Here is a 15,979-nt window from a genome sequence, read left to right as displayed (position 1 = left end):
ATGCACCGCCCTTTTTGTTATTCCCCGTTTCTCGAAAGCTGTTTTCTCTTATCTGCATCCGGGTCTTGTTCGATAGAAATCGAGTTGTTAAAGATCAAGGTTTTCCGTGTTTCTTCATTATAATTAGGCCATTCGACAGTGCTGTGGTTTGGGTCACCTGTACGGGCAAATGTGATCCAGGCGGTTTGAATGTGTGTGGAAAGCTGTTTTATGTCTTCGCTGATCTTCGTTTGCAGTGCCGCTTCAAGGGATTCAAAATTACCGAAAACAAACGGTATTTCTAAGGCATGAATCGCCTTGTCAAGCGGCGGCTGCCCTAGATGCCAGTCGAATCGGTACATCCAGACAGGTGCGATGTTGGATTGTGCTGATGCATAAGTAATAGACGGACGCCAAAAGAGCAGATCGGTCATCATATGAATTTGGCTTTCCAAAGATGGAGGATATAAGCCAGCGGCTCTTCTCGCAAACTCCTGTCCTCCAAATTGTTCTAACGCCTGATTGATTTCTGCTTGAGACATCACTTCTGAATCAGGTGTAAAAAATAAGTAGCCTTCATCCTTGTTGGTTCCGATTAAAAGAGGAATCCCCTCTGCCGCTCCTTGTGCAATCGCTTTTTCCGGTTCAACCGGAAGTGTGTCCGGGTCTGCTGTCGGCTGGAAAAGGAGTGAGAAGATATTTTCATTATTCGTATTCCTGATCTTGTCAGCCGCGTTTAGAATATCCTCAGACGTTTTGGAATGGAGAAGCTCTGATTGATCAGGCTCAATGTCGAGCGTTTCCAGAAATGCCGCAGCAATATCAGCCGCTTTTTCGCTTGACATGGTTTGAGAGGCGCCGCTTTCCATAATCGCTTTTTGGAATAAGCCCTTTGCCTTTGGCATTGTAAGAAGAGCGGCAATACTCATTCCGCCTGCTGATTCTCCGAATATCGTCACGTTTTCCGGATTCCCGCCAAAGGCAGAAATGTTATCTTTTACCCATTGTAAGGCCGCGATTTGGTCAAGAAGACCGAGGTTATTTGTGTATGAATTATCAATAGAAGATAAATGTAAAAAACCGAAAGGCCCTAAACGATAGTTCAGCGTGACCACAATGACGTCGCCCGCCGCCGCGAGCGCAGACCCGTCATACAGAGGCTCGCTTCCCGCTCCGAGGTAAAATGCTCCGCCATGAATCCAAACCATTACCGGCAGATCCTTTTCGGGCGTGTCAGGTGCATAGACATTTAAATAAAGGCAATCCTCCGACTGAACGGGCATTTCCGCTCCTGCAAACGACATGGACAGCAAATCAGACGGCTGGGGGCACACTGGGCCAAATTCTGCAGCATTCCGCACCCCGCTCCAAGGCTTTGGAGCTTGAGGCTCTTTGAATCTGAATTCTCCTGTGGGAGGCTGTGCAAATGGGATGCCTTTCCATGTATGCACACTATTTTGTTCAGTGCCTTTCAGCGCTCCGTACCGGGTTTGAACAGTAAGATCAGCCATTCCTATCACTCCTCTTTTTACCCTTCATTATAAACAGCCAGCATGGTTTAGGCTAACCAAAGAACTCCTGCTATGCGCCAGGCGGGCTGTGAAAGATATCTGATCTATAGAAGAAGGGCGGAGTAATGACAACCGCTTCAGCGTCAGTCAAACTCTTGCCCTCTGGTTTATCTTCCCATCGTTTTTAAAAATGTCTGCACTTCATCAACCGAAAGACCCATTTCTTTTGCTTCCAGCATTAAAGCTTTCCATTCCTCTATGTTCGATTCGGTTAATTTTCTGTTTCTATATGAGGCCGATTCAGTTCTTTCTGTTTTCAGCCTGTTCGTAAAGGTGAACAGTTCTTCTTTTTCCATTCCGGCTTGGACGGCTTGGACGAGAAGGAGGCGCCATTCCTCTTCACCGCCTGTTTTTTGGTGCAAAATCGTTTCCGCGTCAAATAATTCAGTTAATTCAACCTCCAGCGTTTCTGATACTTTTTTCAAAAATTGGATTGACGGATTGGTGTGCACGCCTCTCTCAATCTTACTCAAATAGGATTTAGAGACACCGGCCTCGACTGCCAGCTGGTTGATAGAGTAGCCTTTTCTTTTACGATATAAACGAATTATTCTTCCAATCATTATGCTGTATTCTCCTCATTTCACTGTCGTTATTTCGTTCATTATAAGAAATAAATTGTTCTTTATAAAATTTGAAATAGTAAGGGAAGTGCAGTAAATAAGAGGAAAATAATGATAATGTTCTCTAAAAAGAACTAAATAGCCTATTTTGCAATTTTCCAATTGTTGTGTTTTCTTTTATAATCCAATCATTAACAGAAGGGGGCGTAAAGCCTGCGGTGATAAGGCTGAAGGCTATTAAAACATGAATGAGAATATGAGTTTTAAAGAATTATTCGCGATTGTCAAACGCAGATTCGTACTGATTTTGATGATCACAATAGGAGTCACTCTGCTCGCCGGTTTTGTACAGTATAAGATCATTTCTCCAATTTACCAGGCGACAGCTCAGGTGCTGATTCATGAATCAGACGGTGAAGAAAACTCGAATCTCAGTGACATCCAGCTAAATCTCCAATACAGCAATACATTCCAAACGATTATGAAAAGCCCGGCGGTGCTGGAAAAGGTCAAAGCAGAACTGCATCTTTCTGAAACGGCTGCCTCGCTGAAGCAACAAGTGATCACAAGCAGTGAAAAAGAATCAGAAATCATTACGGTTGCGGTTCAGGATGAAAGCCCGAAAGAAGCGGCTAATATTGCGAACACCCTGATCAAGGTGTTCAAAGCCGAAGTGAACGACAGAATGAATGTCAAAGGCGTACATATCATTTCCGAGGCAAAGGCTTCCGACAGTCCGATGGTGAAACCTTCCCGTGTTCGAAACATGGTCATGGCTTTTGGAGCAGCCGTTCTGGGCGGTATCACGCTGGCGTTTTTTCTTCATTTTCTCGATGACACATGCAAAAGCGCGAGACAGCTTAATGAGAAGACGGGCTTGCCCTGCCTAGGGACTGTTCCCGACATAAAAACGGACAGACGGGGACGGGGACAAACGAAAAAAAATTCTAGGAGTGAGGCGAGTGGGCTTTAGAAAAAAGAAAGCAAAACGAGGCTTGGCTCAAATATCTGTTTTACAGAACAAATCGTTAGTCGCTGAACAGTATCGTACGATTCGGACAAACATTGCGTTTTCTTCTGTCCAGACCAATTTGCGGTCGATTCTCGTTACCTCCTCTGTGCCTGGCGAAGGAAAATCATTCAGCGCCGCGAATCTTGCCGCAGTATTTGCCCAGCAAGAGAAAAAGGTGCTCCTCGTTGATGCGGATCTGAGAAAGCCGACCATCCATGAAACCTTTCAGCTTGAAAATGTAACCGGGCTGACAAACGTGTTGGTGGGAACCTGTTCTCTCAGCGAAACAGTTCAACAAACACCGATCGACAATCTGTATATCCTGACGAGCGGGCCGACGCCGCCGAATCCGGCCGAGCTGTTATCTTCAAAAGCGATGGGAGATCTGATACTGGACATCTACGATCAATACAGTCTTGTTATCTTTGATTCTCCGCCGCTTTTGGCTGTGGCAGACGGTCAGATTTTAGCCAATCAAACAGATGGCAGCGTGCTGGTCGTCCTCAGCGGAAAAACAAAAATCGACACGGTTCAAAAAGCAAAAGATGCTCTGGAGCAATCAAAGGCGAAGCTCTTGGGCGCTCTATTAAATAAAAAGAAACTGAAAAAACCGGATCTTTATTCATATTAGTTTTGTTTAGGTGATGTCTCCTGACCTTTATCAACGGAGGCACTCGGCTCTGCTGTGGGCATGTTACTTGCTGCCTTAGATGCTGGTCGTCGCTGGCGGGGTGTGAGGGCGGGTTAAATGCCCACTTTTATTTCAGATATTAGAAAATGTTGTCGGTTTAGCTGTTATGTATGTTTTTGACAAACGAAAGCCGTCACAGCTAAACCGATAAATGATTATAGGAGGGAAAAGTTTGAGTTACCGGAGAAGACTGTCTATGATTATCGCGCTGGATACTTATCTCGTCTTACTTTCAGTTATTATAGGATACCAATTTTTTGAGGATTCTTATCAATTTTATGACTCCGGAGCATTATTGCTTACTGCGGTCAGCTTGCTCGTCAGCCACCATGTTTGTGCCATGTTGTTTCATCAATATAAGCAGATGTGGAGCTATACCGGCATCGGTGAATTGATTGCCCTCCTTAAGGGAATTACGCTGTCTGCCGTAATGGCCGGCATTGTTCAGTATGCAGTGTTTCATACGGTTTTGTTCCGCCTGCTGGCCGTGAGCTGGATGCTGCAGCTTCTTCTTATCGGCGGAACACGTGTGGTATCAAGGGTGTTAAAAGAACGTATGGGAAGAAAACGGAGCTCTTCGTCCCGGGCGTTAATCATCGGAGCGGGATCAGGAGGAACGCTGATGGTCAGACAGCTGCTCCAGCAAAATGACTTTGACATCACGCCTGTGGCCTTTATAGATGATGATCAGACGAAGCACAAGCTTGAGATTATGGGAGTACCCGTCATCGGGGGAAAAGAAAGCATCATGCCGGCAGTGCAAAAATTAAGAATTAATAACATCATTATCGCGATTCCGTCTCTTCGGACACATGAGCTTCAGATTTTATATAAAGAATGTGTGCGTACCGGGGTGAGCATCAAGATCATGCCTGATTTCGATGAAATGCTGCTCGGCACGCGGACGGCCAGCCAAATCAGAGATGTAAAGGCTGAGGATTTGCTCGGCAGAAAGCCGGTAACGCTTGATACAAGCGAGATTTCTAACAGTGTGAAAGGAAAAACAATTGTCGTCACAGGGGCGGGCGGTTCCATTGGCTCGGAAATCTGCCGGCAGATCAGCGGTTTTCAGCCAAAAAATGTGGTGCTTCTCGGGCACGGGGAAAACAGTATTCATTCAACCCATTCAGAGCTGATCGGACGCTTCGGTAAACATGTCACTTTTCATACGGAGATCGCTGATGTGCAGGATCGGGACAAAATGTTTACAGTGATGAAAAAATATGAACCGCATGTAGTGTACCATGCCGCGGCCCATAAGCATGTGCCGTTAATGGAGCACAATCCTGAAGAGGCTGTAAAAAATAATATTATCGGAACACGAAATGTGGCAGAAGCCGCCGATATGTGCGGAACAGAGACGTTTGTGCTGATTTCATCGGATAAGGCGGTTAATCCCGCCAATGTGATGGGGGCGACAAAACGTTTCGCGGAAATGATTATAATGAACCTCGGGAAAGTCAGCCGGACAAAATTTGTCGCCGTCCGCTTCGGCAACGTGCTTGGCAGCCGCGGAAGCGTCATTCCCGTTTTCAAAAAGCAAATTGAAAAGGGCGGGCCCGTCACAGTGACACACCCGGCGATGACACGCTATTTTATGACCATACCGGAGGCTTCGAAGCTGGTGATACAAGCAGGGGCGCTCGCAAAAGGACGGCAGATTTTTGTGCTTGATATGGGTGAGCCTGTCAAAATTGTGGATCTTGCCAAAAACCTGATTCATTTATCAGGCTATACAACCGAACAGATTCCCATTGAGTTCACCGGTATTCGTCCGGGCGAAAAAATGTACGAGGAATTGCTGAATCAGAATGAAGTCCATGCGGAGCAGGTTTTCCCGAAAATTCATATCGGCAAAGCGGTTGACGGTGATTGGCCGATGTTAATGGAATTTATGGAAGATTTCAAGGACCTCTCGGAAGCAGAACTGAGAAAGCGGCTGTTCGCGGCGATTGGATCAACGAAAGAAATGGCGGCCGCGGGCGCTCATTAGGAGGGGTGAAGATGACAAAAACGATATTATTTTGCGCTACTGTCGACTATCATTTTAAAGCTTTTCACCTTCCTTATTTTAAATGGTTTAAACAAATGGGCTGGAAGGTGCATGTTGCTGCAAGCGGCCAGCTACGGCTTCCGTATGTAGATGAGAAATTTTCCATGCCGATTCAGCGGTCGCCCTTTCACTCTCAAAATCTCTCAGTCTATCAGAAGCTGAAGCAATTAATTGAAACAAACGAATATGATATCATTCACTGCCACACGCCGGTCGGAGGCGTGCTTGCCCGCCTTGCGGCGAGGCAAGCGCGGCGAAAAGGAACGAAGGTGCTGTACACGGCTCACGGCTTTCACTTTTGCAGCGGAGCGCCGGTGAAAAACTGGCTTCTTTATTATCCGATTGAGAAAATGCTTTCTTCCTATACTGATTGCCTGATCACGATTAATGAAGAGGATTATGCCCGGGCGAAAGGGCTCCGTAAAAAGAACGGCATGACGGAAAAGATACACGGGATCGGCGTGGATACAGAGAGATTTCAGCCTGTCAGCCAGGATGAAAAACAGCGGCTGAGGGAAAAGCACGGTTTCAATGCCGGCGATTTTATTTTAATATATCCGGCTGAACTGAATGCGAATAAAAACCAGCAGCTGTTAATTGAAGCAGCCGCTTTATTGAAAGATCGGATTCCGGAGCTGCGGCTCGTTTTTGCGGGAGAAGGGGCATTGGAAGAAACATACCGATCCAGGGCTGAACAGCTCGGCATTTCCAAGCAAGTACAATTTCTGGGGTTTTGCCGCGATATCCACGAGGTGATTCAGCTTAGTGATGTGTCTGTGGCATCGAGCATCAGGGAAGGGCTTGGCATGAATGTGCTGGAGGGCATGTCTGCGGAGAAGCCGGCAATCGCCACAAACAATCGCGGACATAGAGAAATCATTCGCGACGGAGAAAATGGCTTCTTAGTCAATATTGGGGATAGCGCCGCTTTTGCCGACCGCATTGACCGGCTTTACCAAGAGCCGGCGCTCCGAAGAACATTAGGGCTTGAAGGCCGTAAAACCGCCGAGCATTACTCAGAAAAACGCACAGTTGAGGAAATGGCGGAGATCTATTCCGTTTATATGGGGAAAAAGGAGAAAAGCGTATGAATTCAGGTGTAAAACCGAAAATTTCCGTCATTATGGGTATTTACAATTGTGAAAGCACGTTGGCAGAAAGCATTGAATCCATCCTCAGCCAATCCTATAAAAATTGGGAGCTGATTATGTGCGACGATGCTTCAACCGACGGAACGCTTCAGATTGCGAAGCAGTATGCCGCCCATTACAGCGATCGGATCAAGCTCATTCAGAATAAAACCAATCAGAGGCTGGCAGCTTCTCTGAATCATTGCCTTTCCTACGCTACAGGAGACTATATCGCACGTCAGGACGGTGATGATCTGTCTTACTCCCGTAGGCTGGAAAAGCAGGCCGCGTTTTTAGAAAAACATTCCCATTATCAAGTGGTCGGCACAGGCATGCTGGCCTTTGATGAGTTTGGCGTAAGAGGCGTGAGAATGCTCCCGGCAACACCGGACAAAAGAATCATGGCAAAAGGAACGCCTTTTTGCCACGGTACGATCATGATGCGGGCCAGCGCCTACCGAACGCTTAAAGGCTACCGCTCCGGACGGCGCACACGGCGGATGGAAGATATTGATTTATGGATGCGTTTCTTTGAAGCCGGATTTACGGGTTACAATCTTCAGGAAGCCTTGTATAAGGTAAGAGAAGACAGCAACGCTTTTAAAAGGAGATCGTTCACCTATTCCATTGACAACGCAGTGGTTGTGTATCAGGCATGCCGCCGCCTGAAGCTCCCCATTTCTGATTACATATATATCGCAAAGCCTTTAATCCGCGCGTTTACGCCTCCGTTTGTGATGAACCGATATCACAAAAAAAGAGTGATGAATCAAAAAGAAGGGCTTGTGAAACATGAATAATGGAAAACAGCGCGTCCTCCACATCTTAAGCGGGATGAACAGGGGCGGCGCGGAAACCATGGTGATGAATTTATACAGAAAGACTGACAGAACCAAGGTGCAATTTGACTTTTTAACCCATAGAGATGATCCGTGCGCTTTTGATGAAGAGATTTTATCTTTAGGCGGACGGCTTTTTTATGTGCCGAGCATCGGCCAGACTAATCCGGTTACATTTGTACGGAATGTCAGACGGGTGATGGAAGACAATGGGCCGTTTGACGCCGTTCATGCCCATACGGATTTTCAGTCAGGGTTCATCGCGCTCAGCGCCAAGCTTGCGGGTGTTCCGGTCAGGATCTGCCATTCCCACAGCACATCATGGAAGGTGCGTTCCAATTGGATCAGCCGTATGCAGCTGTTTGTGTTCAGACGGCTGATATTAGCAAGCGCGACATCGCTATGCGCCTGCGGGGAAGAAGCGGGCCGCTTTTTATTCGGCCGTTCAAAAATGGAACAACAAAAGGTGCATTTGCTTCCGAATGGGATTGACCTCGATTTGTTTTCCGGCGGCGAAACGAATGCCGACGAGGAAAAACAAGCACGCGGGATCGCATTAAACCGGCTTATCATCGGTCATATCGGCCGTTTTACAGAGGAGAAAAACCATGCGTTTCTCTTGACTCTCGCTTCCTATCTGCGGGATCAGGGATGTCATTTCCAAATGGTGCTTGCGGGTGATGGCCCGCTCCGGCCGCAATTGGAGGAGGAGGCCGATCGGAAGGGGCTTCGCTCTCACGTGCTTTTTTTGGGCACGGCCGAACGTATCCACCAGCTTATGCGCGCCTTTGATGTCTTTGTGATGCCGTCTTTATATGAAGGGCTGCCTGTTGTGCTGGTCGAAGCGCAGGCGTCCGGCCTTCCGTGTGTGATTTCTGATGGCATCACAGAAGAAGCGGACGCGGGTCTGGGGCTGATGACGAGGCTCAGTCTCTCAAAGCCGCCGCAGATCTGGGCGGAAGCTGTGTCAAGGGCTGCCGCCTCCGCCAGGCCGAATCGGGAGCTGGTAAAAGCCGCTCTTGCCAAACGCGGCTATGACGCGCAAGAAAATGTCGGCTATTTAATGAATCTTTACAATCTTACCTGCGAAAAAGGGCAGTAAGCTATGGTCGTGTATGTCGTGAATATGGGGATTGTATATATTTGGTCTTGGTTTGCGAAAATGTGCGGAGGATATGACGAGCGGCTCGCGACCGGCTACCGGCCGAATAAGCTCGTGATGTTTATCCCGCTTGCTTCGCTTGTCCTTGTATCCGGTCTGAGATACAGAGTCGGCACTGATTTTCAGACCTATGGGCTCATGTATCAGCTGGCGGGAGACTACCAAAACATTTGGGAGATATTTGGGTTCGGGGCGGGTAAAGCCGCTGTTGATCCCGGCTTTACCGCCTTCATATGGCTTTTGAATTTTATCACGCCTGATCCGCAAATCATGTATGTGACAGTGGCGGCCGTGACGTACAGCTTTATCTTGAAGGCGCTTGCCGATTACGGAAGACCGTTTGAATTGAGCGTATTCTTATTTTTAGGTACATTCCATTATTACGCCTCCTTTAACGGAATCAGACAATACATGGTGGCGGGTGTTTTGTTTTGGGCGATCAAGTATATCATCAGCGGGAACTGGAAGCGGTATTTCCTCATTGTGCTGATCAGTTCGGCCTTTCATTCCTCCGCGCTGATTATGATTCCGGTTTATTTTATCGTGCGAAGAAAAGCATGGTCGCCGGCGATTTTCTGCCTGTCGGCTGTTTTTCTCGGAATGACATTTTTATATCAAAAATTTCTTTCCGTCTTTGTCGTTGTACTTGAAAACAGCTCATACAGCCATTATGAAAAGTGGCTGATGACCAATACAAACGGCATGAACATCACAAAGATTGCCGTTTTGATATTGCCTCTTTTTCTGGCCTTTTGCTATCGGGAACGGCTGCGGAAACTGTGGCCTCACATTGATATTGTCGTCAATTTGTGCCTGCTCGGTTTTTTGTTCGGATTATTGGCGACAAAGGACGTGATCTTTGCCAGATTTAATATTTATTTCGGACTGTACCAAATGATCCTGATTCCGTATTTTGTCCGAATTTTTGATGAAAAATCGAATGCGCTGATCTATATCGCTATTGTCGCTTGTTATTTCTTATATAGTTATTTGCTCATGCCGGTTGATTCTTCTGTGCTTCCGTACAGAACGATTTTTTCCCGGTAATTTATGCAGAGGAGCCGGTCGAAATGGAAACACCTGCGGTTAGTCTGTTAGTCGCTGTCTATAATACAGAAGCTTATTTGCCGAAGTGTCTGTCATCGTTACTCAATCAGACGCTGGACAATATCGAAATCATAATCGTCAATGACGGGTCAACAGACGCCAGCCCGCGTATCATTCAAGAATTCGCCCAAATAGATGCCAGAATTCGCGTCATTGATCAAAAAAACCAAGGGCTGGGAGCGGTTCGGAACAAAGGCCTCAAGGAAGCCCGGGGCGAATTTGTGGCTTTTATCGACTCGGACGATTGGGTCGAGCCGGATTATTGCTTGCAAATGTACGAAAAAGCGAAAACCGACAAGGCTGACCTTGTCATTTGTAATTATGCCGCGGAGTTTGAAGAGACGGGAAAAACCGTACATTCAACGATTGCCGAGGCGTATCAGGAAAAAACGAAGGAACACTATATGAAGTCGCTGTTTGAAGGAAAAGTCAGCGGGTTTTCATGGAATAAGCTGTACAGAAGAACCATGATTGAAGCGCATCAGCTTTCCTTCCCGCTAAGGGGAGAGCTGGAGCATATTGAAGATCAATTTTTCAGCTTCAGGGCCCATTTTTTCTCTGAAAGAGTGTCCTATATCGAAGATTCTCTGTATCACTATAGAATTCACATGACTTCCATCGTGCAAAGTTATCAGAAGAAGCTCTTCGATTATGGTGTGGCGCTTTATGAGGCGAATGTGCAGTTTTTAATGGAGCACGGCAAGCTGGAGGATTATCAGAAGGAGCTTGATTTTTTTATCGTTCAGCATGGCAGCGTTTGTCTGCTGAATGAATGGAAACGAAGCAATAACAGACTTCTTGGGGAGAAATTCAAAAATGTCAGCCGGATATGCGGAGATCCTGTCTTCCGGTTAAGCCTGTCGAAAACGGGCACGGCGCCTTTTGATGCGAAACGGTCTTGCCTGCTTGTTTTGGCGAGGCTTAAAATGGTTCCGTTTGTCTCCTTGGCGTCGGCATTATATCAAAGAGCAATTGAGCACAAAATGAAAATCAGAGGGTGAAGACATGTCGATACATTCGTGGAAAATCAATCTGGCAGAATGGCTGCTGCTTAAGGTCAAATACCCGTCACAGTTTGTCATGGGAACGAACAGGATACAGGCGGCTGCCCATAAGAAAAAAATCATTTTAACCTTGCTGCCGTCTCACGACAATCTTGGCGATCATGCCATCGCCTATGCCAGCAAAGCATTTATCGAAAGAGAGTATCCTGAATTTGACGTCATTGAGGTTGATATGAAGGATATCTATAAATCTGCGAAAGCTTTAATGCGGCTGCGCCATCCGGAAGATATGGTCTTTATGATCGGCGGCGGAAACATGGGGGATTTATACCGTTATGAGGAATGGACACGCCGCTTTGTCATTAAGGCATTTCGCGACTATAAAATCGTACAGCTCCCAGCGACAAGCCATTTTTCTGATACGAAAAAAGGACGCAAGGAGTTGAAGCGCGCCAAAAAAATTTACAACGCGCATCCGGACCTGCTGCTTATGGCGAGAGACGAAACGACATACCAGTTTATGAAGCGCCATTTTACAGATAAACCGATTCTGAAGCAGCCTGATATGGTTTTATACTTAGACAAAAGCGAACACCGCGCTGAACGTGAAGGTGTTTATATTTGTTTGCGGGAGGATCGGGAGAGCGCGCTCGGAGAAGAACAGCGGCACCGGCTGAAGGATGCGCTGGCTGGAGAATTCGGAGACATAAAATCCTTTACGACCACCATCGGGCGGAGGGTTGACCGCACTTCTCGCGAAGAGGAGCTCGAATCGCTATGGAGTAAGCTGCAGGGCGCAGAAGCGGTTGTCACTGATCGGCTGCATGGCATGATTTTCTGCGCGCTGACAGGAACGCCGTGTGTCGTCATCCGTTCCTTTGATCATAAAGTGATGGAAGGTTATGACTGGCTGAAAAGCATTCCGGCGATGAAGCTGATTGAACATCCGGAACCGGAAACGGTGACCGCCGCCGTCAAAGACCTGCTCACAAAAGGAACGCATGATTCAGGGTTTCCGCGTGACCAATATTTCAAAGGACTGCGAAACAAAATCAGCGGTGAAGGGAAATGACCCCGCTCGTCAGCATCATCGTCCCTATGTATAACGTCGAGTCCTTCATCGAAGAATGCGCTGAATCTCTGCTGAGACAAACGCTTTCTTCGATTGAAATCATTTTTGTCAATGACGGTTCGCCGGATCGTTCCGCCGACATTGCAGAGGCGTATGCCAAACGGGATGCAAGGATTCAAGTGATCCATAAACCAAACGGCGGGTTAAGTTCAGCGAGAAACGCCGGAATGAAGATAGCGCGCGGCACGTATATCGGTTTTGTGGACGGTGATGATTATGTGGCGGAAACCATGTTTCAGCGGCTTGCTGAAGAGGCGGAGAAGGACCGTCTTGATATTGCCGGCTGCGGATTTTACAAGCAAACCTCCCAACGGCAGACCTACGTGCCGCCTCAGCTTGAAACGGCGCGTGTTTTGACAAGGGAGGACATTGCTGAACGGCTGAAACAGGCGCACGAATCGAGGTTCATCTGGTATGTCTGGCGGTACTTATATCGCCGGGAGATGTTGGAAAGAGTGAACCTGTCCTTCGATGAGGAGATTCGCTTTGCTGAAGACTCTCCGTTCAATTTGTCCGCGTTTTTTGCAGCGAAGCGCGTCAAAATGCTGGATGAAGGCTTGTACATGTACCGGGAAAATCCAGAAAGTCTTACGGAAGCTCCCTATAAATCTCTTATGGATGAAAATTTACAAAAACAGTATAAGGCAAAAACCGCATTTTACGAGAATCACGGTCTAACGGACATGTGCAAGGAAGACTTAGAGACATACATCTGCAAGCACCAGATTCCGATGCTTCTGGCAAACGCCTGTGCTTCGTCTCAGTCTTCACGGGAGATCAAGACACGCATCCGGCATGTTTTGTCCTATGCGATGGTGCAAGAAGCCGTACGAAACACGTCGTGGAGGCATAAAAAACTATTAAAAGGCGAACGCGTTGTCTTGGGCCTATGCAAATTGCGGCAGCCATTTCTTCTGAAACTGTTTTTTGAGCGGCAGGGGAAACCGAAAGGCAGTGCGGGCTGATTATGAAATTTACAATCAATTTCAGCGCCAATGTTGTTGCTTTTTTACTGTCGGTTTTTTTGTCGGTCTGGATGACGCCCTTTATTGTGAAAACGCTGGGTGTTGAAGCGTTCGGATTTGTTCATCTTACGCAGAATGTCATTAATTATTTCTCAATTATTACTGTTGCGCTCAGTTCCGTAGTGGTGCGGTTTTTCTCTGTCGCCGCCCATAGAGGAAAACTGGAAGAGGCCAATGGGTATTTGAGCAATTACTTGGCAGCCTCCGTCATCTTGTCGCTGCTGCTGTTTTTGCCGCTTACCGGAGCGGCTTTTTTTATTGAGAGATTCATCAATGTTCCGGCGGCGCTGCTGGCTGATGTGCGGCTGTCGATCCTGATCGGCAGTGTGCTGTTTGTCTTAACCTTTTTCATGGCTGGATTTGCCACCGGCCCGTTTTATGCCAACCGGCTTTACATTTCAAGCTCGATACAGGCGGTGCAAATGCTTGTCCGTGTGATTTGTGTGCTGGTTCTGTTTACATGCTTCACCCCGGAAATTTGGCAGATTCAGCTCGCGGCCTTAGTCGGTGCTGGGGCAGCTGCTGTATTATCGGTGTATTTTTTCAAAAAGCTGATTCCGTGGTTTTCCTTTCGAATGAAGGATTTGTCGTTCCAAACGAGTAAGAAGCTGTTTCAGGCGGGGGCATGGAGTTCAGTTAATCAGATCGGGGTGCTCCTGTTTTTGCAGATTGACTTATTGACGGCCAATATGATGCTCGGCGCCTCAGAAGCCGGAAAGTATGCGGCAATCATTCAGTTTCCTTTGCTTTTACGCAGCCTGGCGGGAACGCTTGCTTCTCTTTTTGCGCCGGTCATTACCTCCTATTACTCAAAAGGAGATATGGAAGGACTGGTCAAGTATGCCAACCAGGCAGTCAGGCTGAATGGATTGCTTCTTGCGCTGCCGGCCGCCCTCTTGGGAGGATTGGCAGGGCCTTTTCTGACGATCTGGCTCGGCCCCGCGTTTGCGCAATTAGCGCCGCTCTTATATATCCATGCCGGATATTTGGCTGTCAGTCTCGCGGTCATGCCGCTTTTTTATATATGGACCGCCTATAACAAGCAAAAAACACCGGCGCTTGTCACCTTGCTCTTAGGAGCGCTCAACGTCTTGCTCGCCGTCACGCTGAGCGGGCCGGCTCATCTCGGGCTGTACGGCATCACCATTGCGGGAGCGGCAGCGCTTATTTTAAAAAATGTCGTGTTCACGCCGCTATATGTCTCTTATATTACTAATCATAAAAAACATGTGTTTTATAAAGGAGCGCTCGCGCCACTTTCAGCAGCCGTGTTTGCCTGGGCTGTTTGTAAGGCGCTTCAGCTTTTCTATACGGTTGACAGCTGGACATCACTGATCGCGACCGGTCTTGGTGTAAGCTGCTGCTATGCCGTTTTCGCTTTTGGTGTGATTTGTACGAAAGAAGAAAGACAAATGGCAATCAAACGGTTGAGAAAACAGAAAGGAGCTGTGAATATTTGATCGTAAAACGAGTGTTTGATCTGACGGCCGCCATTCTTTTATTGTGCTGTGCAAGTCTTATTATCGTGTTCGCCATGTGTATCATCAGGCTGAAAATAGGGTCCCCGGTCTTCTTTACACAAGTGCGGCCGGGACTGAACGGGAAGCCGTTTACACTTTATAAATTCAGGACGATGACGGATGAACGGGACAAAGAAGGCAATCTTCTTCCCGATGAAGCCCGTCTCACAAAAACAGGCAAGCTGATCAGAAAGCTGAGTATTGATGAGCTGCCCCAGCTGTGGAATGTGATCAAGGGAGACTTGAGCTTAGTCGGCCCGCGTCCGCTGTTAATGGAGTACTTGCCGTTATATACAAATAAACAATCAAGGCGCCATGAAGTAAAACCCGGCATAACGGGATGGGCGCAAGTCAACGGCAGGAACGCCATCTCGTGGGAGAAAAAATTTGAGCTGGATGTGTGGTACGTGGATCATCGTTCCTTTTTCCTTGATTTGAAAATCCTGTTTCTTACCGTGCGCAAAGTCCTTATATCCGAAGGCATTCACCAATCCGATCATGCAACTTCGGAGCGATTCAGAGGAAGCGGTGACGTGTCCTTATGATCAAGGTGGCGGTGGTTGGAGACGGCGGACATGGAAAGGTTGTCAAAGAGATTGTAAGCGCCCGGACTGACACCCGGTTAATCGGAGTTCTGGACGATACGTTCAGTGCGCTTCAATACAGCGGTGAGCTGTACACGGGTCCCGCTGACTCTATTCAGGAACTGCGCAGGCTTATCCCTGACATTGTATTTGTGCTGGCCATCGGCAGCAACAGCGTGAGAAAGCAATTGGCAGAGAGGCTGGGACTTGAACAGAAAGATTTCGTTTCGCTGATCCACCCTTCGGCAATGATCAGCAAGTCTGCCAAAGTCGGACATGGAACGGTTGTCATGGCGGGCGCGGTCATTCAGGCCGGGGCTATAATCGGCGCCCACAGCATTATTAACACGGGCGCTGTCGTAGAGCATGATAACAGAATCGGGGATTTTGTCCATCTCTCTCCGCGTGTCACCCTTACCGGCGCGGTTGCCGTTTCAGAGGGGGCGCATCTGGGCGCCGGCGCGGTGGTGATTCCAGAGATGTCAATCGGCCGCTGGAGTGTAGTCGGCGCAGGTGCGGCCGTCATCAGCCCCATTCCGGATCGGGTAACGGCAGTCGGCACTCCGGCTCGCGTTATTTCTCATATTCAAACATAAAACAAAGGATG

At 47.7% G+C, this 15,979-nt stretch carries 15 protein-coding genes; 13 read left to right on the top strand and 2 right to left on the bottom strand.

Features of this window, described 5'->3' with window-relative positions; genetic code table 11:
* Positions 1-17: 17 nt before the first annotated feature.
* Both AAHT65_RS03015 and slrR read right to left on the bottom strand, forming a co-directional pair.
* Positions 18-1,490, bottom strand: coding sequence for a carboxylesterase/lipase family protein (locus tag AAHT65_RS03015; protein ID WP_343310966.1), 1,473 nt, complete (start codon positions 1,488-1,490; stop codon positions 18-20).
* 167 nt (positions 1,491-1,657) lie between these two features.
* Entirely contained in the window at positions 1,658-2,113 is a 456-nt protein-coding gene (gene slrR, locus AAHT65_RS03010) for an HTH-type transcriptional regulator SlrR (protein WP_010789998.1), read from the bottom strand.
* A gap of 244 nt (positions 2,114-2,357) precedes the next feature.
* On the opposite strand from slrR, the gene AAHT65_RS03005 reads away from it, so the two are divergent.
* The 13 genes from AAHT65_RS03005 to AAHT65_RS02945 all read left to right on the top strand — a co-directional run bounded on the left by AAHT65_RS03005 (position 2,358) and on the right by AAHT65_RS02945 (position 15,968).
* The gene (locus AAHT65_RS03005; protein WP_343310965.1) at positions 2,358-3,086 is read left to right on the top strand and encodes a YveK family protein; all 729 of its coding nucleotides are present in this window, start codon (positions 2,358-2,360) and stop codon (positions 3,084-3,086) included.
* Positions 3,076-3,756: a CpsD/CapB family tyrosine-protein kinase gene (locus AAHT65_RS03000; protein ID WP_003326833.1), complete on the top strand. Its 681-nt coding sequence runs from the start codon at positions 3,076-3,078 to the stop codon at positions 3,754-3,756. The genes AAHT65_RS03005 and AAHT65_RS03000 overlap by 11 nt, the downstream gene beginning before the upstream one ends.
* 232 nt (positions 3,757-3,988) lie before the next feature.
* Complete coding sequence (locus AAHT65_RS02995; RefSeq protein ID WP_174522099.1) at positions 3,989-5,809, top strand: polysaccharide biosynthesis protein; 1,821 nt, start codon at positions 3,989-3,991, stop codon at positions 5,807-5,809.
* An 11-nt stretch (positions 5,810-5,820) separates the two neighbouring features.
* Entirely contained in the window at positions 5,821-6,960 is a 1,140-nt protein-coding gene (locus AAHT65_RS02990; RefSeq protein WP_106360041.1) for a glycosyltransferase family 4 protein, read from the top strand.
* The gene (locus AAHT65_RS02985) at positions 6,957-7,799 is read left to right on the top strand and encodes a glycosyltransferase family 2 protein (RefSeq protein ID WP_343310963.1); all 843 of its coding nucleotides are present in this window, start codon (positions 6,957-6,959) and stop codon (positions 7,797-7,799) included. The genes AAHT65_RS02990 and AAHT65_RS02985 overlap by 4 nt, the downstream gene beginning before the upstream one ends.
* Positions 7,792-8,940, top strand: coding sequence for a glycosyltransferase family 1 protein (locus tag AAHT65_RS02980; RefSeq protein WP_010789994.1), 1,149 nt, complete (start codon positions 7,792-7,794; stop codon positions 8,938-8,940). The genes AAHT65_RS02985 and AAHT65_RS02980 overlap by 8 nt, the downstream gene beginning before the upstream one ends.
* A gap of 3 nt (positions 8,941-8,943) precedes the next feature.
* Positions 8,944-10,047, top strand: coding sequence for an EpsG family protein (locus AAHT65_RS02975; protein WP_088118011.1), 1,104 nt, complete (start codon positions 8,944-8,946; stop codon positions 10,045-10,047).
* Positions 10,048-10,070: 23 nt separating this feature from the next.
* Positions 10,071-11,108 carry a glycosyltransferase family 2 protein gene (locus tag AAHT65_RS02970; RefSeq protein ID WP_343310962.1) on the top strand — a complete coding sequence of 346 codons (1,038 nt, stop codon included), beginning with the start codon at positions 10,071-10,073 and terminating at the stop codon, positions 11,106-11,108.
* Positions 11,109-11,112: 4 nt separating this feature from the next.
* Positions 11,113-12,183 carry a polysaccharide pyruvyl transferase family protein gene (locus AAHT65_RS02965; protein ID WP_063638028.1) on the top strand — a complete coding sequence of 357 codons (1,071 nt, stop codon included), beginning with the start codon at positions 11,113-11,115 and terminating at the stop codon, positions 12,181-12,183.
* Positions 12,180-13,208, top strand: coding sequence for a glycosyltransferase (locus AAHT65_RS02960; protein ID WP_343310961.1), 1,029 nt, complete (start codon positions 12,180-12,182; stop codon positions 13,206-13,208). Before AAHT65_RS02965 ends, AAHT65_RS02960 begins: the two co-directional genes overlap by 4 nt.
* Before the next feature lie 2 nt (positions 13,209-13,210).
* On the top strand, positions 13,211-14,728 hold the full coding sequence (locus AAHT65_RS02955) for an MATE family efflux transporter (protein ID WP_088118007.1): 1,518 nt from the start codon (positions 13,211-13,213) through the stop codon (positions 14,726-14,728).
* Positions 14,725-15,333, top strand: a complete 609-nt coding sequence (locus tag AAHT65_RS02950; RefSeq protein ID WP_343310960.1) for a sugar transferase — start codon at positions 14,725-14,727, stop codon at positions 15,331-15,333. The genes AAHT65_RS02955 and AAHT65_RS02950 overlap by 4 nt, the downstream gene beginning before the upstream one ends.
* Complete coding sequence (locus AAHT65_RS02945; protein ID WP_106272612.1) at positions 15,330-15,968, top strand: acetyltransferase; 639 nt, start codon at positions 15,330-15,332, stop codon at positions 15,966-15,968. Before AAHT65_RS02950 ends, AAHT65_RS02945 begins: the two co-directional genes overlap by 4 nt.
* Positions 15,969-15,979 lie beyond the last annotated feature (11 nt).

Origin of the sequence: Bacillus atrophaeus, from assembly GCF_039519175.1 — a bacterium.
GTDB classification, from domain to species: domain Bacteria; phylum Bacillota; class Bacilli; order Bacillales; family Bacillaceae; genus Bacillus; species Bacillus atrophaeus.
The sequence above is the reverse complement of the archived record's forward strand: the minus strand, read 5'-3'. Positions and strand labels throughout refer to the sequence as shown.